At 71.0% G+C, this 22,189-nt stretch carries 20 protein-coding genes; 13 read left to right on the top strand and 7 right to left on the bottom strand.

What is annotated here, in order from left to right; all coding sequences use genetic code 11:
- Nucleotides 1-60: 60 nt before the first annotated feature.
- From VM306_RS30885 to VM306_RS30875, 3 genes are read left to right on the top strand one after another with little or no spacing between them, the layout of a single operon-like run.
- Complete coding sequence (locus tag VM306_RS30885) at nt 61-1,113, top strand: FAD-dependent oxidoreductase (protein ID WP_325521284.1); 1,053 nt, start codon at nt 61-63, stop codon at nt 1,111-1,113.
- Nucleotides 1,110-2,468, top strand: a complete 1,359-nt coding sequence (locus VM306_RS30880) for an amidohydrolase family protein (RefSeq protein ID WP_325521283.1) — start codon at nt 1,110-1,112, stop codon at nt 2,466-2,468. Before VM306_RS30885 ends, VM306_RS30880 begins: the two co-directional genes overlap by 4 nt.
- Nucleotides 2,446-3,405 carry a LacI family DNA-binding transcriptional regulator gene (locus VM306_RS30875; protein ID WP_325521282.1) on the top strand — a complete coding sequence of 320 codons (960 nt, stop codon included), beginning with the start codon at nt 2,446-2,448 and terminating at the stop codon, nt 3,403-3,405. Before VM306_RS30880 ends, VM306_RS30875 begins: the two co-directional genes overlap by 23 nt.
- Here VM306_RS30875 and VM306_RS30870 read toward each other — a convergent pair.
- Nucleotides 3,394-3,921: an AAA family ATPase gene (locus VM306_RS30870; protein ID WP_325521281.1), complete on the bottom strand. Its 528-nt coding sequence runs from the start codon at nt 3,919-3,921 to the stop codon at nt 3,394-3,396. The genes VM306_RS30875 and VM306_RS30870 overlap by 12 nt on opposite strands.
- A gap of 19 nt (nt 3,922-3,940) precedes the next feature.
- Nucleotides 3,941-4,897 (bottom strand): YafY family protein, encoded by a 957-nt coding sequence (locus VM306_RS30865; protein WP_325521280.1) that lies wholly within the window; start codon nt 4,895-4,897, stop codon nt 3,941-3,943.
- 81 nt (nt 4,898-4,978) lie between these two features.
- On the opposite strand from VM306_RS30865, the gene VM306_RS30860 reads away from it, so the two are divergent.
- Nucleotides 4,979-5,344: a VOC family protein gene (locus VM306_RS30860; protein ID WP_325521279.1), complete on the top strand. Its 366-nt coding sequence runs from the start codon at nt 4,979-4,981 to the stop codon at nt 5,342-5,344.
- Here VM306_RS30860 and VM306_RS30855 read toward each other — a convergent pair.
- Complete coding sequence (locus VM306_RS30855; protein WP_325521278.1) at nt 5,341-5,928, bottom strand: TetR/AcrR family transcriptional regulator; 588 nt, start codon at nt 5,926-5,928, stop codon at nt 5,341-5,343. The two genes, VM306_RS30860 and VM306_RS30855, sit on opposite strands and share 4 nt — an antisense overlap.
- Nucleotides 5,929-6,049: 121 nt before the next feature.
- Between VM306_RS30855 and VM306_RS30850 the strand changes: the two genes are divergently transcribed.
- The 3 genes from VM306_RS30850 to VM306_RS30840 are packed head-to-tail and all read left to right on the top strand — an operon-like array spanning nt 6,050 to nt 8,102.
- Complete coding sequence (locus VM306_RS30850; protein ID WP_325521277.1) at nt 6,050-6,901, top strand: SDR family oxidoreductase; 852 nt, start codon at nt 6,050-6,052, stop codon at nt 6,899-6,901.
- Nucleotides 6,902-6,918: 17 nt separating this feature from the next.
- A complete protein-coding gene (locus VM306_RS30845; RefSeq protein WP_325521276.1) occupies nt 6,919-7,395 on the top strand; it encodes a GNAT family N-acetyltransferase in 477 nt (158 codons plus the stop codon).
- Nucleotides 7,386-8,102, top strand: coding sequence for an MBL fold metallo-hydrolase (locus tag VM306_RS30840; RefSeq protein WP_325521275.1), 717 nt, complete (start codon nt 7,386-7,388; stop codon nt 8,100-8,102). The genes VM306_RS30845 and VM306_RS30840 overlap by 10 nt, the downstream gene beginning before the upstream one ends.
- Before the next feature lie 90 nt (nt 8,103-8,192).
- Here the strand turns inward: VM306_RS30840 and VM306_RS30835 are convergent, their stop codons facing one another.
- The 3 genes from VM306_RS30835 to VM306_RS30825 form a co-directional block, all read right to left on the bottom strand.
- Nucleotides 8,193-11,363 (bottom strand): hypothetical protein, encoded by a 3,171-nt coding sequence (locus VM306_RS30835; RefSeq protein WP_325521274.1) that lies wholly within the window; start codon nt 11,361-11,363, stop codon nt 8,193-8,195.
- Between the two features lie 250 nt (nt 11,364-11,613).
- The gene (locus VM306_RS30830) at nt 11,614-12,390 is read right to left on the bottom strand and encodes a hypothetical protein (RefSeq protein WP_325521273.1); all 777 of its coding nucleotides are present in this window, start codon (nt 12,388-12,390) and stop codon (nt 11,614-11,616) included.
- Between the two features lie 137 nt (nt 12,391-12,527).
- A complete protein-coding gene (locus VM306_RS30825; protein WP_325521272.1) occupies nt 12,528-14,702 on the bottom strand; it encodes a hypothetical protein in 2,175 nt (724 codons plus the stop codon).
- 82 nt (nt 14,703-14,784) lie between these two features.
- Between VM306_RS30825 and VM306_RS30820 the strand changes: the two genes are divergently transcribed.
- Complete coding sequence (locus VM306_RS30820; protein WP_325521271.1) at nt 14,785-15,936, top strand: AI-2E family transporter; 1,152 nt, start codon at nt 14,785-14,787, stop codon at nt 15,934-15,936.
- On the opposite strand, the gene VM306_RS30815 is transcribed toward VM306_RS30820, so the two are convergent.
- Nucleotides 15,933-17,129, bottom strand: coding sequence for a diguanylate cyclase (locus tag VM306_RS30815; protein ID WP_325521270.1), 1,197 nt, complete (start codon nt 17,127-17,129; stop codon nt 15,933-15,935). The two genes, VM306_RS30820 and VM306_RS30815, sit on opposite strands and share 4 nt — an antisense overlap.
- 124 nt (nt 17,130-17,253) lie before the next feature.
- Between VM306_RS30815 and macS the strand changes: the two genes are divergently transcribed.
- The 5 genes from macS to tdh all read left to right on the top strand — a co-directional run.
- On the top strand, nt 17,254-18,414 hold the full coding sequence (gene macS, locus VM306_RS30810) for a MacS family sensor histidine kinase (RefSeq protein ID WP_325521269.1): 1,161 nt from the start codon (nt 17,254-17,256) through the stop codon (nt 18,412-18,414).
- Nucleotides 18,411-19,073 carry a response regulator transcription factor gene (locus VM306_RS30805; RefSeq protein WP_325521268.1) on the top strand — a complete coding sequence of 221 codons (663 nt, stop codon included), beginning with the start codon at nt 18,411-18,413 and terminating at the stop codon, nt 19,071-19,073. Before macS ends, VM306_RS30805 begins: the two co-directional genes overlap by 4 nt.
- A gap of 20 nt (nt 19,074-19,093) precedes the next feature.
- Nucleotides 19,094-19,603: a DUF1707 domain-containing protein gene (locus VM306_RS30800; RefSeq protein ID WP_325521267.1), complete on the top strand. Its 510-nt coding sequence runs from the start codon at nt 19,094-19,096 to the stop codon at nt 19,601-19,603.
- 128 nt (nt 19,604-19,731) lie between these two features.
- Nucleotides 19,732-21,186 (top strand): SDR family oxidoreductase, encoded by a 1,455-nt coding sequence (locus VM306_RS30795; protein WP_325521266.1) that lies wholly within the window; start codon nt 19,732-19,734, stop codon nt 21,184-21,186.
- Nucleotides 21,187-21,222: 36 nt separating this feature from the next.
- A partial coding sequence (gene tdh / locus VM306_RS30790) for an L-threonine 3-dehydrogenase (RefSeq protein ID WP_325521265.1) occupies nt 21,223-22,189 on the top strand: 967 nt, incomplete at its 3' end.

Here is a 22,189-nt window from a genome sequence, read left to right as displayed (position 1 = left end):
GTGTAACTAGTTACATGCAACTAGTTACACCAGGGAGTGCACGGGACTGCGGAGGTCAGGATGCGGGTCGTCGTCGTGGGTGCTGGGGTCTACGGAGCCGCCGTAGCAGCGGCTTTGGCTCGTCGCGGGGCGGTGGTGACGGTCGTCGACGGCGGCGCACCGGGATCGGGGACGTCCGGCGCGTCCTTCTCGTGGGTCAACTCGCGCAACAAGCAGCCGCTGGTCTACCACGAGCTCAACGTCGCGGGGATGGCCGCGCACCGGCGGCTGGCGGCCGAGGTTCCGCTCAGCGACTGGTACCACGGTGGCGGCGGCATCGAATGGGGCGCTGACGAGGCGGCGAAGGTCGACGCGCTCAAGGAGCTCGGATACCCGGCTGGGCTGCTGACCCGTGCCGAAGCGTTGGAGCTGGAACCCGGCATCGACCCGGAACGGCTGCCGGCCGGTGGGATCGCGTACTTCCCCGACGAGGGCTGGGTCGAGCCGACGCGGTTGATCGCACACCTGCTGTCGCGAGCCGTCGAGGTGATCACCCAGGACGCCGTGACCAGTCTGGACATCAGCGGTGACGTGGTGCGGGGCGTGCGGCTGGAGTCCGGGCTGGAGCTCACCGCGGACGCCGTCGTGAACTGCGCCGGGCCGCAGGCGGCCGGGGTGGCCGCGATGGCGGGGCTCGCGCTGCCGATGCGCAACCTGCCCTGCGTGCTCGTCTACACCTCGCCCGTCGCGGTGCCGTTGTCGCGGGTGGTGCACGCGCCGGAGGTCCACCTGCGGCCCGAGGGTGACGGGCGGATCCTGCTGCACTCCGGCGAGATCGACGAGAACGCGCAGGGAGCGGTCGAGAAGCTGGTGCGGGACGCCACGTCGGTCTACCCCGGCATCCGTGCCGCGAGCGTCGAGAGCGTCCGCACGGGTGAGCGGCCGATCCCCGGTGACGGGCTCCCCGTCCTCGGACGGGTCGCCGACGTGCGCAACTACTTCTTCGCCGTCTCGCACAGCGGGGTGACGTTGTGCCTGCACGCGGGCGAGCTCGTCGCCGACGAGGTGCTCGGGGAGGACCGGGAGGACGCGCTGGCGGCGTTCCGCTTCGAGCGGTTCGAGGAGTCGCGATGACGACCGTCGTGCGGGGCTGCGACCTGGTGGACGGCCTGGGCACCGCACTGCGGCGCGGGGTCGACGTCGTCATCGAGGGCGACACGATCCGGGAGATCGTCGAGCCGGGGAACGGTGACTACCCGGCGGCGGAGGTCGTCGAGGCGGCCGGGATGCTGGTCGTCCCCGGACTGATCAACAACCACACCCACGGAACGGCCTACGGGCCGCTGTTCCCCAGTGGCCACGAACCGTTGCCGGTCGCGCAGGTGAACGCGAACCTCGACCGGCACCTGCTGGAGGGGACGACGACGCTGCTCTGCGTCGACGGGTTCATCACCGCGGAGGCGGCGGCCAGGACCGACGAGGCGCACCCGGTCACCGTGAAGGCGGCCTCCTGCAACACACCCGCGTGCCTGGAGGCGGCGACCATCGCCGACGGAGGCGGGCTCACCGGCGAGCACCGGGCTTTCACCGCGCGCCGGGCCGTGGCCGGAGGGGCGGTCGCGCTGGGCGAGATCGGTGCGGGACACACGCTCGGCGGTGGCGGGGCGAGCTACCTCTACATCCCGCGGGAGATCGCGCGGCGCACCGGCGTGACGGTGACGGCGTTGCAGGCGAACGAGGTGAAGATCGCCGTGCTGGGCAGGCACATCAGCACGTCCGCGTTCGACCGCGACGCGGTGGAGGAGGCGCTGGCGGACGCGGGACTGACGGGGAAGCTGTCCGCCGAAGAGGCCCGCGAGATCGTGTCGGGAGTGGTCCTGCCCGCGTTCGACGTCGCGTTGCGCGGCCTGGCGGAAGCGGCCGACCTGGGCCGCGACCTGGGCGTCCCGGTGCTCGTGCACAACGCGGCGGCGTCGATGACGCAGGTCGCCGCGATCGCCGGGACGGACGTGCGGCTGGTCGCCGGGCACTCCAACCACCCCAGCTTCACGACGCGCGAGGCCGTGACCCACGCGGAGCGGCTGAAGGAACGGGGAGTCGTGATCGACGTGTCCGTCCTGGACACGTTCGGCGGCTCGCGCCCGCACATGACGGATCTGCTGTACGCCCTGTTCGAGGCCGGGCTGGTGGACACGATCTCGACCGACTACGCGGCAGGCCACCACGACCCGATCCTGCTGGCCATCGACCGCGCCACCAAGGCGGGCGTGGTCGGCCTGCCCGCCGCGATCGCGATGGCCACGTCCACCGTCGCCGACGTCTTCCCCGGACTGGCGCCCCTGCGCGGCCGGATCGTGCCGGGCGCGGTCGCCGACCTGGTGGTGACGTCTCCGGCGGCCCTGGAGAATGTCCGGACCGTCATGATCGGCGGCAGGGTCGTCGTCCGGGAAGGCAGGCGGGTCGGGGATGAAGCGAGTCACGATCGGTGACGTCGCGGCGCACGCGGGGGTGTCCACGGCAACGGTCTCCCGCGTGCTGAACGGCGGTCTCGTCGCCGAGTCGACGGCCGCGAAGGTGTGGGAGGCCACCGAGAGCCTCGGCTACAGCCCGAACGCGTTGACCAGGAGCATCTTCGCCGGGCGGTCCAGCACGATCGGCGTGGTCGTCCGCGACCTGAGCAGCCCCTTCTACCTGGACCTCATCCGCGGGATCGACGAGGTCGCCGCGGCCGCCGACAGCCCGGTGATGCTGGCCAACACCTACCGCGACGCCGACAGGGAAGCCGCCCAGGTCCGGGCGATGGACCAGCAACGGGTGCGGGGCCTGGTCATCACCGCCGACGAGACCGCCGACGACCACGCACGGCGGATGGCTGAGAACGGCACGCCGTGCGTGATCGTCGCGCGCACGGCTCCAGGCCTGCACTCGGTCAGCCTGGACGACATCGCGGCCGGAAAGCTCATGGCCGCGCACCTGGCCGAGTGCGGACGCTCGCGGGTGGGCGTCGTGAGCGGACGCCATCGGCCGACGCAGGTCAAACGCGCCGAAGGGCTGCGGCAGGGTCTGGCCGAGCACGGCCTGCGGCGGCCAGAGGAAGTCCTGGTGACGAACGAGGACGAGGTCGACGCCGCAGTCGGCTCCCTGCTGCAACGCAACGACACCATCGTCTGCACAACCGGCCGTCTGACCGTGGCCGTCCACACGGCACTGACCGCCCGTGGCCTCACGATGCCCGACGACATCGGTTTCCTGACGATGGACGACTTCCCGTGGGCGAGCGCGCTCGGGATCACCGTGGTCGCCCAGCCCTCCTACGAGATGGGCCGCAGAGCCGCGGAGATCATCGTGGAGGAGCCGCCGTCCCCGGCCCAGGTCGTCTTCGAGCCCACGCTCATCGCCCGCGGTTCGTGCGGGTCAGCCGCCTGACCGTGCGGCGGCGAGGACCGCGGCGGCGACCTCGTCCAGCGACCGCGTTCCGTCGACGATCGTCGCGCCGAGCTGCCGGTAGCGCGCCTCGACGCCGGGGTTGTGCCCGAGACAGGCGGCCAGCTCCTCCGGGTTCCTGCCGAACGCGTTCGACGTGCGGCTCAGCAGGCGCGCGCGGAGCGTCTCGTCGTCGATCACCACGCAGACCACGAGGCCGAAGAGGTCCCGGACCTCCTCCTCGTTCTCGACGGTTCCGCAGAGGAACGCCGTGCTGTCCCGCGTCTCCGCCGCGAGCGCCTCGACCTGCGCGCGGTCGATCCTCCACCCGTACCGGTCGAGCCAGCCCGGCGGCGGTGGGTAGGGAGGGTCGAGGACGACCTCGCCGGTCGTCCGGTCCACCCAGTGGTTGTAGCCCTCCCAGTCGGTGTCGACCGTCAGCTCTCCCCACTTCCTCAGCCGTTCGCAGATCGCCGACTTGCCCGCCCCCGACGTGCCCGTCACCCACACCAGTGCCATCGGCGAAGAATGGCACTGGTCACGCGTCGGCACAGGCGATCAGCCGAGCAGCCAGTGCCCGGATCAGGTCGCGCAGCTCGTCGGGCCGCTCGACGGCGAACGGACGGTCGAGCCGGGCCAGCAGCGGCGGGATCCAGTCGAGCTGCTCGGCACGGATGCGAACGCGGGTCCACGGCGGGCTCTCCTCCAGCGAGGCGACGGCCGGCGGGAAGACGGCGCGGATCTCGTCCGGCGTCGACCGGATGCGCAGGGACACCTCGTGCCGGTGCGGCGCCTCGGCGATCGAGGACAGCACCTGCCGGGCGGGGTCGAAGCCCGCCGGGACGTCGAACGTCCCGTCACGCACCTCGACGGCGGTGATCCTGTCCACGCGGAACGTGCGCACCTCGCCGCTGGCCGAGTCCGCCCCGGTCAGGTACCAGCGCCCGGAATGCGCCACGACTCCGTACGGGTGGACCACGCGCTCGCTCGCACCGCCGTGACCTGCGAGGTAGGCGAGCGCGATCGGCCGGTGGTCCCGTGCCGCTCCGGCGACGGTGAGCAGGACGTCGGCGTCCACCGTGAGCGGTGAACGAGCGGGAGCGGTGAAGTCGGTGGTCTCCAGCAGCGCGTCCAGCCGGGGGCCGAGCGCCGCGGGCAGCACTCGCCGGACCTTCGCCACCGCGCTCTCGACGGCCGCGACCGAGGTGGTGATCTGCCCGGAACGCCGGCCCGTGACCAGGCCCAGCAGGACGGCGAGCGCTTCCTCGTCGCTGAGCATCAGCGGTGGCATCCGGTAGCCGGGCGCCAGGCGGTAGCCGCCGTACCGGCCGCGGACCGAGCGGACGGGGATGTCCAGGTCGAGCAGGCGGTCCACGTAGCGGCGGACCGTGCGTTCGTCGACGTCCAGGCGTTCGGCCAGCTCGGCGACGGTGCGGGTGCCACCGCTCTGGAGGATCTCCAGCAGGGCCAGCACGCGGGCGATCGGACGGGTCACCCGAAGATCGTGCGGATACCGGGCGGATCCTGTCCAGTATTGCTTTTAGCGTGTCCGGTGTTCCCCGAGAAAGGACACGCTGTGCAGCTCGTTTCCCTCCGCGTCATCACCCATGACGTCGCCCGCCTCACCGAGTTCTACGAACGCGCCACCGGCCTTCCGGTGCGGTGGCGCAGCGAGCAGTTCGCCGAGCTCGTGGGCGACTCGTTCACCCTGGCCATCGGCAGTGCCGAGACGATGGCGCTGTTCGGCGCCGGGGCGGCGGTGCCCGAGTCGAACCGGACGGTGATCATCGAGTTCCGCGTGGACGACGTCGACGCCGACTACGAACGGCTGGCCGACGTCGAGGTGGTGCAGAAGCCGACCACGATGCCGTGGGGCAACCGCTCCCTGCTGTTCCGCGACCCGGACGGCAACCTGGTCAACTTCTTCACGCCACCGGCCTAACGAGGCTGGAGCCCGCGCAGGGCCGTGTCGACCACCTGGTCCACGTACTCGTGGGTCAGCGGGCCGGTCCGGTGCAGCCACCGGTTGAGGACCGGCCCCCAGATCATGTCGACGGCCACCTCGATGTCGACGTCCCCGGCGAGCTGACCCGCGCGGACGGCGGCGCGCAGGCGTTCCGCCTTCCGCTCTCGCATCGGTCCGTCCAGGCGCTCCAGGTACTCGGCGGCCAGGGCCTGGTCGTTGACGATCTCGACGTGCATCGCCCGCATGGCCAGGTCCTGGCGCGGGTCGCCGAACTCGTCGGCGGTGGCCCGCAGGACCAGCTTCAGGTCGGCGGCCAGGTCGCCGGTGTCGGGCAACGCCGCGGCCTCGCCCTCGCCGGCGAAGGTGAGGAAGGCGTCGAAGAGCAACGCGCCCTTCGACGACCACCACCGGTAGATCGTCTGCTTGCCGACGCCGGCGGCCTGGGCGATGGCCTCGATGCCGAGCTTCGGGTAGCCCACCTCCCCGACCAGGTCGATGGCGGCGGTGAGGATGGCTCGCCGCGCGGTCTCGCTGCGGCGAGCAGGATCCGGGCTCTTCACGTCGCCATGCTAGCAGCTGACGAGACGAGACGGTCCGTCTTGTCAGACGACCGAACTCGTGGCATGCTGACGCTCATCAACGAGACGGACCGTCTCGTCTCGCTCAGCCAAGGGAGCCCCGATGGAAGCCTCAGCGACTTCACGCGTCTGGTTCATCACCGGTGCCAGCCGTGGCCTCGGCCGCGCGTTCACCGAGGCCGCGCTCCGTGCGGGCGACCGGGTCGTCGCCGCGGCACGAGACGTCTCACCTCTCGGCGACCTCGCCGCCGAGCACCCCGGCCGCCTGGTGGCGCTGCCGCTGGACGTCACGGACCGGTCGGCGGTCTTCGACGTCGTCGAGCAGGCGGTCGAGCGGTTCGGCAGGCTCGACGTCGTCGTGAACAACGCCGGCGCGCTGTTCACGGGGATGGTGGAGGAGTTCACCGAAGCGGAGGCGCGCGCCCAGATGGAGGTCAACTTCTTCGGCGCGTTGTGGGTCAGCCAGGCCGTGCTGCCGCGGCTGCGGGCCGGCGGAGGCGGGCACGTCCTGCAGATCTCCAGCATCGGCGCGCTCGGCGGGTTCCCGAGCACCGGGCTCTACAGCGCCAGCAAGTTCGCGCTGGAGGGCATGAGCGAGGCGTTCGCCGCCGAGGCGGCGCGGTTCGGGGTCAAGGTCACCATCGTGCAGCCGGGTGGATACTGGACCGACCTCTACACGAGCAGCAGGGCGACCAGCCCGAACCCCGTCTACGACCCGCTGCGCGCCGAGCTCGAGAAGCAGTGGGCGGAGGGGTCCGTCGACAGCGAGCCGCACCTCGCCGCCGAAGCCGTGATGACCCTGGTCGACAGCGATGACCCGCCGTCGCGGCTGCTGCTCGGCAGCATGGTCTACGACGTCGCCTTCGACATCTCCCGGCGGCGCATGGACACCTGGGCCGCCTGGGAGCGGACGAGCCGCGCCGCCGAGAAAGCCGTGCCCGCACCGCTGAGCTGATCCACGAGAATGGGCACATGCAAGATCCACTGATCAGGCCGGCCGAGCGCGGGGACGTGCCCGCCCTGGTGAGGCTGCGCCTGGCCAACGCCGAACGGCACGTCGAGCTCGACCCGGAGCTCTTCCGGATCCCGGACGAGACGGCGGTGCGCGGGTACTTCGAGGACGTCGTCGGGCGCGCGCTGATCTCGGTGGCCGAGCTCGACGGCGAGGTGGTCGGCATGGCCGAGGTCGTGCCGCTCCCCGGCGGCTCGCCGGACCACCAGATCCTGGTGCCGCGGCGCGCGGCCGACGTCCACACCGTCGTCCTGGACGGCTACCGGGGTCGTGGCCTGGGCGCGGCTCTCGTCGCGGAGGCCGAACGCGTCGCCGCTGCCCACGGGGTGTCGCTGGTGTTCGCGAACATCTTCGCGACGAACGAGGAAGCCCTCGCGTTCTACTCCGGAGCGGGGTTCGGGCCGCGCGGGATCCTGCTGAGCAAGCAGTGCGACTGACGGTGCTGGGCAGCTGCGGGGCCTACCCGGAGCCGGGCCGCGCGTGCAGCGGGTTCGCGGTCGAGGAGTCCGGCCACCGGCTCGTCCTCGACCTCGGTTACGGCACGCTGCCGCGGCTGCTGGAGCTGTGGCCGTCGGGTCCGGACGCCGTGGTGATCACGCACGAACACCCCGACCACTGCGCTGACCTGCACGGTTTGTTCCGCATGTTCCACTACGGGAAGCGCGGGCGGCTGCCGTTGTACTGCCCGCCGGGCGTGGTGCGGCGGCTGCAGGGCCTCGAACCCGAGGTGCCGCTGACCGAGGTCTTCGACGTCTTCACCCTGCCCGGCGAGTGGAAGGTGGGCCCGTTCCGGCTGACGGGTGCGGACCTGCCGCACTTCGTGCCGAACGCGGGTGTCCGGCTGGAGGCGTCGCGCGTGTTCGCCTACACCGGCGACACCGGGCCGTCGCCCGAGCTGGCCGCGCTCGGCCGCGACGCGGACCTGTTCGTCGTCGAGGCCACCGACCGGCCCGGCGACACCTCGGGTCTGCTGATGACCTCGGCAGGGGCGGGCGAGTGGGCGCGGCGGGCGGGTGCGCGGCGGTTGATGCTGACGCACTTCTGGCCTGGCAACGACCGCACAGCCGCCGCCGACGCGGCGCGAGCGACGTTCGGCGGAGAGGTCCTGGTGGCGTCGGAGGGGGATGTTCACGCGGTCGGCTGACGTCCCCCGGACGGCACTGAGCCCCGGCGACACCGTCGTGTCGCCGGGGCTCAGCTTCTTACCGGAGGAGGGTGTTGCGATCTGCGGGTGTTACAGCGAACCGGCCACGCGGTTGAACAGGTGAGCCGGGTCGATCATGGTGAGCGCCGGGGCGTCCTGCGGCAGCGCGCGCTCCTTCACCGGGGCCGGGGCCGGGACCAGGCCCTGGGTCGGGTTCAGGTTCAGACCCGAGACGGAGGCCGGGCCGTTCACCGGCAGAGCCGGCAGCGAGCGCTCGGTGGGCAGGCCGGGGACCTGCACCGGCAGGGCCGGGGCGGTCACCGGGAGCGACGGGACGCCGGGGACCGACGGCACCGAGGGAACCGACGAGACCGACGGGACCGAGGGCAGCGAACGCTTGGTGGCACCCAAGGGCAGCTGGCGGACACCGGTCGGGAGCTTGGCGGCGCCCAGCGGCAGCTGGCCGACACCGGTGGGGAGCTTGGCGCCACCCAGCGGCAGCTGACTGGCACCGGTCGGGAGCTTGGCGCCACCCAGCGGGAGCTGACCGGCACCGGTCGGGAGCTGCGGGACACCGGCCGGGACCAGGCGCTTCACGGTCTCCAGCACCTGACCCAGGGGCAGGCCCTGGACGTTCGGCGTGATGCCGGCCGTGCCGCCGTTCAGCGGCAGGGAGGCGCGCTGCTGCTTCGCCGAGCCGGGCAGGGCCGGGAGGGGCAGCTTGCCCGTCACGCCGGTCAGGCCGGCCGTGTTCGGGAGCAGGTTCAGCGGCAGCTTGTCGAGGCCGTGGAACGCGGGGATCTCGTCGGCCTTCATCAGGCTGTCCACGCCCTTGGGGAGCTGGATGCCCTTGAGCTGCGAGGCACGCAGGGTGCCCTCGTCCTCGCCGTTGAGCTGCGTGTCGTCGTCCACGCCGGTCGTGACCGCCTGGCCGACGACCTCGACGGGGACGCGCGCGAGCTTGGCGGCCGGCTCGACCGGGACGGTCGTCTCACGAGCGGTCAGCGGTCCGCTGCCCTTCGTGGCCATGTCGCCGCCGGCCTCGGTGTGGGACGCCCTGTCGGTGGTCGTCGTGGCGTTGCCCGCCACCGCGACCGCGTCCGCGTACACGCCGCCGAAGACGTCGGCGGGAGCGTGGACCAGGTTGCCGGAGACCGAGGCGTCGTCGGCGTTGGAGGCGCTGTCGCCACCGGACACGACGTTGGTGTCGCTGACCGCGTCGGACGTGGTGATGCCCGCCGCGGAGACGGCGTTGCCGGGAGTGGCCGGGAGCACGGCCGGCTGCGCGCCGACCAGGTTGCCGGAGACGGCACCCTTGTCGCCGCTGCTGTTGACGTCGCCGCCCGCGACCGAGTCGAGGTCGTTGGTGGCGATGGAGTCGACATTGCTGCCGCCGCCGACGGACCAGCCGAGCACCTGCGTGCCGGTCGCGACCGGGGCCGAGACGACGTTGCCGGCGATGGAGCCGTGCTCACCGGTGGTGAGGGCGTCGCCGCCCGCCTTCATGTCGGTGGCGTTGTCGGCCGTGGTGGCGTTGTTGCCCACCAGGGTGACGCCGTCGCCGAAGACCTGGGCCGGCGTCGAGGTCGGGACCTGGACGATGTTGCCCGCGACCGAGCTCTTCTTGCCGGTCGCCCGCGGGGCGTCGCCCGCGGTGACCGAGGTGTCGTTGGAGGCGTCCGACGTGGTGTTGCCCACGACGCCGGCCGTGACGGCGAAGACCTGCGGAGCGACGGCGGAGGGCGCGCTGACGACGTTGCTCGAGGCCGTGCCGCGGTCGTCCTCCGTGTTCGGCCTGGCGCTCGAACGGACGTCCTTGACCTCGTCGGTGGTGCCGGTGGCCTGGCCGGCGACCGTGGCCGCCAGGGCGTAGGCCTCGACCGGCGCGGCGAGAGGCGTCTGCGCCACGTTGCCGGAGCCGACGGAGTCGTTGCCGAGGGTGCCCTGGTAGCCACCCGTGGTCGACTTGACGTCGTTCTCGCAGGTGCCCACGGACTGGCCCACGGCCGAGACGCCGTTGCCGCACAGGTCGATGGCGGTGGCCGGCGGGACGTCGGCGATGTTGCCCGACAGCACCGAGTTGTCGCCGACGGTGAAGACGTTGCCGCCCGCCGTCGAGGTGGCCTTGTTCGAGTGGTCGGTCAGGGCGTTGCCGACGGCGGACGTGCCGTTGCCGCCCGCGGCGACCGGGAGCGAGATGGGCGCGCCGGCCACGTTGCCGGACGCCGTGGAGCCGTCACCGTTGGTGAAGGTCTCGCCGCCGGCGACCGACTCGTTGGTGGTGTCGCTGATCGCGGTCGCGTTGCCGCCCGCGGCAGCCGCGTTGTCGTCGACCGTGATCGGGCCCGCCAGGGCGGGCGTGGCGACGTTGCCGGCCAGGGTGGCCGGGTCACCGCTGGTCACCGTCTTGCCACCGGCGTAGGCGGCACCGGTCTGCACCGAGTCGGTGGTGGAGTTGCCGGCACCGCTGACCGCGTTGCCGTTCACCTCGGTCAGCGGGGCGAGCGGGACCGGCACGGCGTTGCCGGACATCGAGCTGTTGTCGCCGCTCGTGGTGATGTCGCCCTCGGAGGAGGCGAACGTGTCGGCGGTGGAGTTGACCTCGGAGTTGCCGGCGGCACCGACGCCGTTGCCGGTGAGCTGGACCGGGGTGGCGCCCCGCTCGGCGACGACGTTGCCGGAGAGGGAACCCTTGTCGCCGTTGGTGGTGATGTCGCCGCCGGTCGTGGAGACCTGCTCAGCCTTGCCGTTGGTGGTCGAGGTGCCACCCGCGCCGATCGCGTTGCCGGTCGCCTGGACCGGGAGCGCGTGGTCGACGGCCAGGACGTTGCCGGCGAGCGACTGGCCGGCGCCATCGGTGGCGATCTTGCCGTCGCGGTGGGTGTTCTGCGTGCAGTCGCCGGTCGCCTCGGAGTCCGCGAGGACCGCGAACGCGTTGCCGCAGATGTTGATCGGGACGTCCAGGTGTCCCTGCATCCTGTTGCCGCGCACCACGTTCTGGAACGCGGTGCCCTGCATGTTCTGGCTCGCCTGGCGGATCAGCGGGTTCGCGACCGGCGCTGCCGTGCGGTTGGGCACCGCGGCGGCCACGCGGTCCGTGCTGACCGTCCTGTCGACCTTGGGAACGGTGACTTCCCTGGCCGGGGTGGCGAGCTTGTTCTGGTCCGCCTTGATGGGGATCGAAGCCGCGACGTCGACGGCCGACGGTGCGGCGTCGGGGTCGACGTTCTCCTGAGCAGAAGCGATGCCCGTACCGAGCATCAGCAAACCACCAGTGACAAACGCGGTCTGAAGTCCGCGCTTTGCCCAGGTCTGCATTAGATCTCCTTCTTCCAGATGTCCCGTCTCGACGACGGGGGTTCATGGGGCGAGGCCGGACGCGCAGGGGAGGGCGCGTCATCACCGGGGGAGTCGCACGCGGTGATCGACCGAAAGGAGCGCATGAAAAGAAGCGCGACGGTCGACTTCCGGACAGCCAGGGGAGACGGCTGCCGCGGACCGCGCGCTGAGATCAGTCGGGGTTGATACCGGGCTGCTTGCCCGGCGTCACGGTCACCTTGTCGGTGGACGGCGCGAGAGCGCGCGTCACCGAGGTGCCGGGAGCACTGCCGGACGCAGCGAGAGCAGCGAACGCGCTGCCCTTCGCAGAACCAGAACCGTCGGAGCACGAAGTGCACTGCACCGGCGCGGGGGCCGGGGCGGGCAGCTTCGGGAACGGGTTGCTGGGCAGGGACGGTTGCTGGGAGAGCACGGCGAAGTCGGTGTGCTCCAACAGATCCGTCCACGTGGCGCCGGACGGGCCGGCGACCTGCGTGACCACCCTCGCGACCGGCGACTGACCGGTCTCGGTGGCGGGGGCCGGGGTCTCCGGGAACGTCACGTCCAGGGCCCGCTCGGTGGCGGGGGCCTGCGACTGACCGGTCGTGGAGACCTGGGGCAGGATCCGTTCGGCGATCTTCTCGACCGTCTCGGAGACCTGCACCTCCGGCAGGTGCGCACGAGCTTTCTCGTGCTCGGTGCGCAGCGTTTCGTCGATCTTGTGCACCGCGGTGGCAGCGGGAGCGACGGCCGGCAGCTTCTCGTCCGTATTCGAGACGATCTTGCTGATGACGTCGAACTGCTGCCCGTCCCCGGTGGACGCCGTGTCCGCGGCCTGCGCCGCCGACGTGGTCAGCGCCCAGGCGACGGCCGTCCCGGCGATCGCACCACCGACAGCGAGCAGCGCTCGGGTGGCGAACCGGCGGATGCCGTTCGCTCCCGTCTTCGCTCGCGGATCGGCAGAGGACAACTCGGGAACCTCGCTACTCGGTGGCGCTCAAGGGGATTCGCCGACGATCAACTGATCAAGTCGACGTCGGCGACTCTGCCAGTACCGCCACCCCGAACGCACGCCCTGAGCGTTCGATTAACTACATCGTGTGACGGTCACACGCGCTTCAGCACCCGTGCCGCACCCGCCGCGGCGGTCGACGCGAGCACCCAGCCGACCGCGACCAGCGTCGACGAGATCCACTGCGAGGCTCCCGTGAACCGCCACTTCCCGTCGTGGCCGAAGTCGATGATCGGGATCAGCAGGTCGAGGGAGAGGAGCCAGGCGTTCCACACCGGGTCCTCGTCGGAGTTCAGCTTGGCCATCGTGTGCCAGTTGAACCACAGCGCGCCGCCGAGCCAGAACACGCCGAGCCAGCAGATCGCGAGCCACGGCCGGTAGCCGTAGCCGACGGTCCACCGCTGGATCTGGCCCCAGGCCCGCCCCGCCCTGCCGAGCTCGGAGTAGCGGCGGCGTTGCTTCTCCAGCTGGACCTTCTGCGCGAGCTCCTCCTCGCCGCCCTGCTGGTAGACGGCGGCGAGCTGTTCGTACGGTCCCGGCGCGAAGTCGGGCTGCACCTTGAGCAGCCACCCGAGCCGGGTCTCCACCGGCACGTCGGGGTCGGCGGTGATGCCGGCGAACTCGAAGTCGTCGACGGCGACGCCGCCCTCCGCGTCCCACAGGCCCGGCCCGTCGGTGACCGAGACCGCCTTCAACCGGCTCAGCACGACCTTGCCCCTGGGCTGCTGGCCCGCGGGGATGTGCAGGCGGAACTGGTGCACGGTGAGCCCGTAGGCGTTCAACGCGATGTCCGCGGCCGTCGAGCCGAGGTGCGAGTCGCTGAACGTCGCCATCTTGCCGACCTCGCCCAGCCTGATCCGCACGCCGCCGACCGCGGTGAACCCGCGGCTGCACAGGAGGTCCTTGCCGATCGTGATGGCACGGGCGTCGAGCGACGGCTTCTGGGTGCCGTTGCCGCGCAGCCGCGGCAGCGTCAGCTCGGCGCCGGACATGTCGAGGGTGGAGCCGATGTTCGCGTTCTGCAGCCGGACCGAGCCCTTGGCCTTCAGCTCGCGCAGGAACAGCGTGCCGCCGACGCGGAGGCGGTCGGCGAACAGGACGTCGATGCCGGGACCGTGCAGCGAGACGCCGGACATGCTGGCGCTGCCCATGATGTGCGCGTTGGACAGTCGGACCTGGCCGTAGGTCTGCAGAGGCAACGACCGGACGCCCGCACCGTTGACCGCGCTGCGGGCCTCGACGTCGCCGCGGACCTCCATGCCGTCGGCGTGCAGCGCGACGGGGATGCGGTTCGTGACGTCACCGGCGAGCTCCTCGGCGACGTCACGCGGCCCGATCACCGCGCCGGACATCCGCAGGTACCCGCCGATGCTCGCGTTGGGCAGCCGGACCGTGCCGGTGCTCGTGAAGCCGTCGTCCAGCTCGACGTTGCCGTCGACCCTGATGCGGTCGGCGACGAGCGTCGCGGCCTCGTCCGCCAGTCCGTGCGGCAGGACCAGAACCTGGTCGACGCGGTGGGTGGAGTGCAGGCGGGCGCCGGTGAACTCGAGATTGCCGCCGACGCGCGCGCCGTCGAACAGCACCCGCCCGTCCACGGTGAACCGCCCGCCCTCGGCGTTGCAGAAGACGTTGCCCGCCACCACGATTCCTGACGCCTCCAGCGCCTCCCGTCCCGTGTTGACCAGCCGAGCGCCGCCGAGGTGGACGCTGCCGCCGATCGTCGCGCCACGGAGCCGGACCTCGCCGTTGGCCCGCATTGCTATGGCCTGGACGGAACCGCTGACCCGCAGCCGTGCGCCCAAGAGGGCGTGATCGGTGTTGGAACGGAGAACCGCGCCCGCGAGCCGGAGCGTGCCGTCGACGGCCGCGTCGGTGAGGTCGACGGTGCCGGTGCACGTGAAGCCGGCCTCGAGGACGAGGTCGCTGAACACGCGGAGGTTGCGGCCCTGCAACCCGGGAACGCGGGTGCCGCGGAGCCGGAGCCCGATGAGACGGGCCATCCGGAGGTCGGGCGACTCCTCGAACGTGCAGTGCGTGAGGTCGATGACCCGCGTGACGCGGGTCCCCTCCAGCTCGAACTTGCCGGTGATCCGGGCGTTTCGAAGTCGCAGCGCCGGTAATCCCCTGCGCGGCACCCGGTACATGCCGGTCAGCAATCCGGTGAGCACCTCGCCGCGCACGCTCTGCCCGGTCAGGTCGATCTCGGTGCCACCAGCGTAGGCGCCGGCGACCTGGCGCTCCACGTCGGTCAAGTCTTCGGGCTTGATCACTGTCGTTCCTCCCCCTGAACAACCGGATCATCCCCAATCAGCTTCCACCTTGGCGAGGGGCAGAACAGTTACCGTGAGGCCCGTGAGCGCACCGGAGTCGGAGATCAGCAGTCGCGTTCCGCTGCTGCTACGAGTAAGTGCCGCGCTGAGCTGGCGGTTCGTCGTCGTGGTGGCCGCGTTGTACGTGGTCGCCTACGTCCTGGGTTACGTCGCGTCGATAGTGATCCCGGTCGCCATCGCGCTGCTGCTCGCGGCCCTGCTGTCGCCGGGGGTCTCGAAGCTCGTCGAGTGGCGGGTCCCGCGCGGCGTGGCGGTGACCGTGATGATGATCATCGGCATCGGCGTGCTCGGCGGCGTGCTGACTTTCGTGATCAGCGAGTTCTCCCGCGGCCTGCCGGAACTGCAGTCGCAGGTGGGCAACTCGCTCGACGCGATCCAGGGCTGGCTCAAGGACGGCCCCGCGCACCTGTCGGACCAGCAGCTGCAGAACTACCTCAACGACATCGTCAAGACGATCAAGGAGAACCAGGCCGAGATCACGTCCGGCGCGCTCACCACCGCCGCGACCGTCGGCGAGGCCCTGACCGGACTGCTGCTGGCGCTGTTCACCCTCATCTTCTTCTTGCACGACGGCGACGGGATCTGGCGCTTCGTGACCCGTGCGGTCCCTCGCGACGTGCGCCAGCGCGTCGACGTGGCCGGCCGTCGCGGCTTCAGCTCTCTCGTCTCCTACGTGCGCGCAACGGCAGCAGTCGCGGTCGTGGACGCCGTCGGTGTCGGCATCGGCCTGGCGATCATCGGCGTGCCGCTCGTCGTACCGCTGTCGGCGTTGGTGTTCCTCGGCGCGTTCATCCCCATCATCGGTGCGGTGTTCACGGGCGCCATCGCGGTCTTGGTCGCGTTGGTGACCAACGGCCCGATCGCGGCCCTCGTGGTGCTCGCCGTGCTCATCGGCGTGATGCAGCTGGAGTCGCACGTGCTGCAGCCGATCCTGCTGGGGCGCGCGGTGAAGCTGCACCCGCTGGCCGTGGTGCTGGCGATCGCGGCGGGGTTGGTCGTGGGCGGCATCGCCGGCGCGCTGCTCGCCGTGCCGTTGCTCGCGGTGCTGAACTCCGGGATCCGGTCGCTGTTGTCCGACGCGGACGCGGTGCAGAAGCCGGAGAAGGTGGACGTGCTGAATCCTCAGGACACGGCGCCGAAGGACGACACGAGCAAACGGGTCGAGAAGCTCTAGGCCATCGACACGAGGTTGCGGCCGTAGGCCTTCGCCGCCAGCAGCGCGGCGTCCGCCGCCACCAGCAGGTCCGGCAGCTCGTACCCGAACCGCGTCGTGGTGGCGACTCCTATGGACACGGTCAGCCCGCACAGCTCGTGCGGCTTGCCGTCGGTCGCCATCGTCGGCACGGTCAGGTCCGCCACGGCCTTGCGGACGCGTTCGGCCACCGACTCCGCCACGTCCGGGGTGGCGTCGGGCAGGAGCACGACGAACTCCTCGCCGCCGAACCGGCCGACCAGGTCTCCGCGGCGGACGGTGCCGCGCAGCAGCAGCGAGATCGCGGCCAGGGCGGCGTCGCCCGCCAGGTGGCCCACCTCGTCGTTGACGCGCTTGAAGTGGTCGAGGTCCAGCAGCATCACGGCCATGGGGCGGGTGCGGTCGGCGCCCTTGGTCAGTTCGTAGCGGGCCCGGCTGTCCCAGTGCACGGCGTTGGCGAGGCCGGTCTTGGCGTCGTGCTGGGCCGAGCGGCGCCACTGCGGGAGTTGGGCGGCTCGTTCCAGCAGTGCCAGGGACGGGCCGGCGATCAGCGCGTGGATGGCGTTCGTCTGGGCGACGCAGCCCATGAGGCCGCCGATGGACACCGCGACGACGCCGAGGATGACGTCGATCGGTTCGCCGACGTTCTCCTCGAAGGTGGCGGCGGGGTTGCGCAGCTTCAGGCCGAACGCGATCAGGGCCGCTCTCAGTGCCAGCAGCACGACCGCGCCGCCCACCATGAGCACCAGGCTCGCGTGCGGGTCGGTCCAGCCGAGCAGGTAGCGGGTGGCGAAGACGGACAGGGCCGTGGCGCTCAGGGTGTAGACCCAGCGGTAGGTCTCCGGGCGTTGCGCCAGCAGGCAGTGCAGGGCCGGGCCGAACAGGAGCAGCACCAGCAGGTTCGGCGGCAGGGCGAGGACGCCCGCCGTCAGGTAGGAGAGGTGCGCGGCCCACGGGTTGCGCTCGGTCTCGCCCAGGCGGTGGCTGTAGATGGAGCTGCCGATGATCACCGCGCCCGCCGTTCCCGCGATGGCGGCGAACCTCGCGACCTCGGACGGCAGTGGCGTATCGGAGGAGATGATCGTCCAGGTCACGGTGGCCAGAGCGGCCACGTCGACCAGGATCCAGTAGCAGAGCGCGGGCCGCCGCAGTGTCCAAATCGGCCAGTCGCGCACCTGTATGCCCTCCCCACCTGAACCCGGAGAGCGTCGCACATTCCTCCGTTCGGCAGAAGACGGCCACCTGGGGGTTAGCCAGCACACGTTCTCGCGGCAGGATGGTGTCCGAAAGGAGCACAGCGTGCCCGCACAGCCTGCCGAACGTGTGACGAAAGTGATCGACGACCCGGCCACGCCTCTGTGGCGCGGGACAATTGCGCTACGCATAGTCACATTTCTGTTCGCGGCGGCGAACGTCATCGCGAACCATTCCGGTTACATCCGGCCGTGGCTCGCGTGGACCACCCTCGGGGTGATGGCGCTGTGGTCCGTGTTCACCAGCCGCGCCTACAGCACGACGTGGGGCAGGCGGTGGCCGGTCGTGCTGACCGACCTGGTCCTGACCTGCGGGCTCATGTCGCTGTCGCCGCTGATCATGTCCGACCACCAGCTGCTGACCCTGAACGTCCCGCTCATCACCACCATCTGGGCGTGCGTGCCGGCGGTGGCGCTGGGCGCACTCGGCGGGGCGTACGCGGGCCTCGCGGGTGGGCTCGCGGTCGGTCTCTCCACCTATCTCAGCAAGGGCGTTCCCAGCCTCGACCTGCTGCGCGACGTCGTGCTGCTGGGCGGCGCGGGCATGATCGTCGGCATGGCGGCGGCCACGGCACGGCGTTCGGCGGTGCTGCTCGCCCAGGCGCTCAGGGCCGAAGCGGCGACGGCGGAGCGCGAACGGCTCGCCCGGTCGATCCACGACAGCGTGCTGCAAGTCCTCGCCCGCGTGCGCAAACGCGGCCTGGAGGTCGGCGGCGAGGCGGCCGAACTGGCCGAGATGGCCGGCGAGCAGGAGGTCGCACTGCGGAACCTCGTCGCCGCCGCGCCCACCGACTCCACTGTGGATGGAGAGATCGACCTGCGGCCCGGCCTGCAGCTCCTCGCCACGCCGCGGATCCAGGTGTCGACGCCCGCGACGCAGGTGATGTTCGCCGCAGCCGCGGCGGGCGAGCTCACGTCGCTCGTGCGCGAGGCCTTGTCCAACGTGGACAAGCACGCCGGTGAGGACGCGCGGGCGTGGGTGCTGCTCGAAGACCTGGGGCAGGAGATCGTGTTGAGTGTCCGTGACGACGGTCCCGGCATCCCCGAAGGCAGGATCGCGTCGGCTGCCGCGGAAGGCAGGATGGGAATCGAGAAGTCGATCAAAGGCCGGGTGGAGTCGCTCGGCGGGACGCTCGAGCTCCAGACCGGGCCGGGGGAGGGCACGGAATGGGAGGTTCGGGTGTTCAGGAAGGGGGCGGCAGGATGACGGTCTCGGTGATGGTCGTGGACGACCACCCGATGTGGCGCGAAGGCGTGGCGCGCGACCTCCAGGAGCGGGGCTTCGAGGTGGTGGCGACCGCGGGCGACGCACCTTCGGCGGTGCGCATCGCGAAGGCGGTGCGGCCCAACGTGGTCCTGATGGACCTCAACCTCGGCGAGCTCTCCGGCGTCGACGCCACGCTGCTGATCACCAGCGAACTGCCGGACACGCGCGTGCTGGTGCTGTCCGCGTCCGGCGAGCACGACGACGTCCTTCAGGCCGTGAAGGCCGGCGCCTCGGGTTACCTGGTGAAGTCCGCGTCCTCCGAGGAACTGGTCGAGGCCGTCTCCCGCACCGCGGCCGGCGACGCCGTGTTCACCGCGGGCCTGGCGGGCCTGGTGCTGGGCGAGTACCGGCGCATGGCCGCCGCGCCCGACGACTCGGAGGAGAAGCCGCAGCTCACCGACCGGGAGACCGAGGTGCTGCGGCTGGTGGCCAAGGGCCTGACCGCACGGCAGATCGCGAACCGCCTGGTGATCTCCCACCGCACGGTCGAAAACCACGTCCAGTCGACTTTGCGCAAACTCCAACTGCACAACCGGGTGGAGTTGGCGCGTTATGCCATCGAACACGGTCTCGACGCCGAACCGGAGGCACAGAAATGACGGACCCCAGAGACTTACGCGTGTCCGACGCGGAACGCGAGCACGTCGTCACCCTGCTGAACAAGGCGGTGGGCCGCGGCATGATCACGCTGGACGAGTTCACCGTCCGCACGGACACCGCGCTCGGCGCGAAGACCAGGGCCGACCTGAACGGCGTCCTGGTCGACCTGCCCGGCATGGTCAACAACGAGCTGGCGCACGCCAGGACCGAGCTGAAGAACACGATGGGCACCACGACCCGCAAGGGCCACTGGGTCGTGCCGCGCGAGCTCGTCATCCGCAACACCCTCGGCAGCACGAACCTCGACTTCACCGCGGCCGACGTGCCGGAGGTCGTCGACGTCGACCTCGACGTGTCGTTCGGCTCGGTGAAGCTGCTGCTGCCCGCGGGGTCGTCGGTGAACGTCAACGACGTGGAGATCACCGCGGGTGAGCTGAAGGACAAGGTGAACTCCGCCGTGGGCAGCCCGCACTTCCAGCTGAGGGGCGCGGTGCGCGGCGGGTCCGTGGTGATCAAGCGGAAGCGGTGAGGCCGACTCGCTGATCTTGTCGGACCCGATGGGTACGGTGGGATGCGAGGGGATCCCAGGCCGGGGGTACCCCTGCGCGAGCACGTCCTCGATCTGCGGCGGGACCCCGCAGCCCGCAGGATCGAGGCATGCGATGTCTCGTGACCGGCGCGACCGGATACCTAGGCGGAAGGCTCGTGCCCAGGCTCCTGGCCGAGGGGCACCAGGTGCGGTGCCTGGTGCGGTCGCCGGAGAAGCTGCGCGACGTCCCGTGGGCCGGTGACGTCGAGATCGTGCGCGGGGACGTGCTCGGCGACCTCGACGAGGCGATGCGGGACGTCGAGGTCGTGCACTACCTGGTGCACTCGCTGCAGTCGAAGGACTTCGCCGACGCCGACAAGAAGGCCGCCGAGAACACGGCCCGGGCCGCCGAGCGCGCGGGAGTGCGACGCATCGTCTACCTGGGCGGGCTGCACCCCGGCAACACCGAGCTGTCGCCCCACCTGGCCTCCCGCAAGGAGGTCGGCGAGGCCTTCCTCAGGTCGACGACACCGGCCATCGTGCTGCAGGCCGCGATGATCATCGGATCGGGGTCGGCGAGCTTCGAGATGCTGCGGTACCTGACCGAGCGGTTGCCGGTCATGGTCACGCCTCGCTGGGTGCACAACCGGATCCAGCCGATCGCCGTGCGGGACGTGCTGCGCTACCTGGTCGGCGCTACGACGCTCGAGCACACGAACAGGACGTTCGACATCGGCGGGCCGGACGTCCTCACGTACCTGGAGATGATGCTCCGGTACGCCGGGGTGGCCGGGCTGCCCAAGCGCCGTGTGCTGCCGGTGCCGCTGCTGACGCCCGGTCTGTCGTCGCACTGGGTCAACGTCGTCACGCCCGTGCCGAAGTCGATCGCGAGGCCGTTGATCGAGTCGCTGGTGCACGAGGTCGTGTGCCGGGAGAACGACATCCACGAGGTGCTGCCCGGTGAGAACGTCGGCTACGACAAGGCGGTCGAGCTGGCGCTGACCAAGATTCGCGACGCCGACGTCGAGACGCGCTGGTCGGGTGCGTCCCTGCCCGGCGCGCCGAGTGAGCCGTTGCCGACCGACCCCGACTGGTCCGGCGGTTCCGTCTACACCGACGAACGCGAGCGGCGGACGAATGCGACGCCCGAACGGCTCTGGGAGGTCGTCGAGGGCATCGGTGGCGAACGCGGGTGGTACTCGTTCCCGCTGGCCTGGGCCGTCCGCGGCTGGATGGACCGGCTGGTCGGCGGAGTCGGGCTCCGGCGCGGCAGGCGGGATCCGCAGCGGTTGCAGGTCGGGGAGGCGCTCGACTTCTGGCGGGTCGAGGAGATCGAACGCGGGCGCCTGCTGCGCCTCCGTGCCGAGATGAAGGTGCCCGGGAAGGCGTGGCTGGAGCTTCGAGTGGCGGCCAACGAGGGGCACGGTTCCACTTACCGCCAACGTGCCGTGTTCGTACCCAAAGGGCTCACCGGGCAGATCTACTGGTGGGCCGTCTGGCCGTTCCACGGCGTCGTGTTCGGCGGCATGGTGCGCAACATCACCAATGAAGCTGAGCTGCACAAGAACTTCAGAAAGTCCTGATGGACTGCACAAGCAGCAGAGGGTGAGACTTCCCGTATGAAGGCTCTCGTCAAGGTCGCCGCTGGGCCCGGCCTCGAACTGACCGACGTCCCGGACCCCACTCCCGGACCGGCGGACGTGCTGGTCAGGGTGCTGCGCACCGGTATCTGCGGCACCGACCTGCACATCGACTCGTGGGACGACTGGGCCGCCTCCACCATCGAGGCGCCGCTCGTCATCGGGCACGAGTTCGTCGGCGAGGTCGTCGAGGTGGGCGCCTCCGTCACCAGCGTCAAGCCGGGTGACCTGGTCAGCGGCGAGGGCCACCTCGTGTGCGGGAAGTGCCGCAACTGCAAGGCCGGCCGCCGCCACCTGTGCGCCAACACGCGTGGTCTCGGCGTGCACTCCAACGGCGCGTTCGCGCAGTACGTCGTGCTGCCCGAGCAGAACGCGTGGGTGCACCGCACGCAGGTCGACCTGGACGTGGCCGCGATCTTCGACCCGTTCGGCAACGCCGTGCACACCGCGCTGAGCTTCCCCGTCATCGGCGAGGACGTGATCATCACGGGCGCCGGCCCGATCGGCATCATGGCCGCCGCCGTCGCGAAGCACGCGGGCGCGCGCAACGTCGTCATCACCGACATCTCCGAGCACCGGCTGGACCTCGCGCGCAAGGTCGGCGTCGACCTCGCGGTGAACGTCGCCGAGAAGACGATCGCCGACGCGCAGGCCGAGCTCGGCATGGCAGAGGGCTTCGACGTCGGCATGGAGATGTCCGGCAAGCCGGTCGCGATGCGCGACATGATCGCGAACATGGCCCACGGCGGCCGCATCGCGATGCTGGGCCTGCCCGCGGACGAGTTCTCCGTGGACTGGAGCAGCATCGTGCTGAAGATGCTGCACATCAAGGGGATCTACGGCCGCGAGATGTTCGAGACCTGGTACTCGATGACCGTGCTGCTGCAGCGCGGCCTCGACCTCGCACCGGTGATCACGCACCGGTACGACCACACGCGGCACGCGG

The organism is Lentzea sp. (assembly GCF_035525475.1).
In the GTDB taxonomy this organism is placed as follows: Bacteria; Actinomycetota; Actinomycetes; order Mycobacteriales; family Pseudonocardiaceae; genus Lentzea.
This window is presented reverse-complemented; position numbering and strand designations above follow the sequence as displayed.

Coding starts and splice junctions, on each gene's coding strand:
- VM306_RS30835 (WP_325521274.1), bottom strand. CDS start 11,363: ATGCTCGGTACGGGCATCGCTTCTGCTCAGGAGAACGTCGACCCCGAC.
- VM306_RS30850 (WP_325521277.1), top strand. CDS start 6,050: ATGGAAGCCTCAGCGACTTCACGCGTCTGGTTCATCACCGGTGCCAGC.
- VM306_RS30875 (WP_325521282.1), top strand. CDS start 2,446: ATGAAGCGAGTCACGATCGGTGACGTCGCGGCGCACGCGGGGGTGTCC.
- VM306_RS30870 (WP_325521281.1), bottom strand. CDS start 3,921: ATGGCACTGGTGTGGGTGACGGGCACGTCGGGGGCGGGCAAGTCGGCG.
- VM306_RS30795 (WP_325521266.1), top strand. CDS start 19,732: ATGCGATGTCTCGTGACCGGCGCGACCGGATACCTAGGCGGAAGGCTC.
- VM306_RS30880 (WP_325521283.1), top strand. CDS start 1,110: ATGACGACCGTCGTGCGGGGCTGCGACCTGGTGGACGGCCTGGGCACC.
- VM306_RS30805 (WP_325521268.1), top strand. CDS start 18,411: ATGACGGTCTCGGTGATGGTCGTGGACGACCACCCGATGTGGCGCGAA.
- VM306_RS30885 (WP_325521284.1), top strand. CDS start 61: ATGCGGGTCGTCGTCGTGGGTGCTGGGGTCTACGGAGCCGCCGTAGCA.
- VM306_RS30845 (WP_325521276.1), top strand. CDS start 6,919: ATGCAAGATCCACTGATCAGGCCGGCCGAGCGCGGGGACGTGCCCGCC.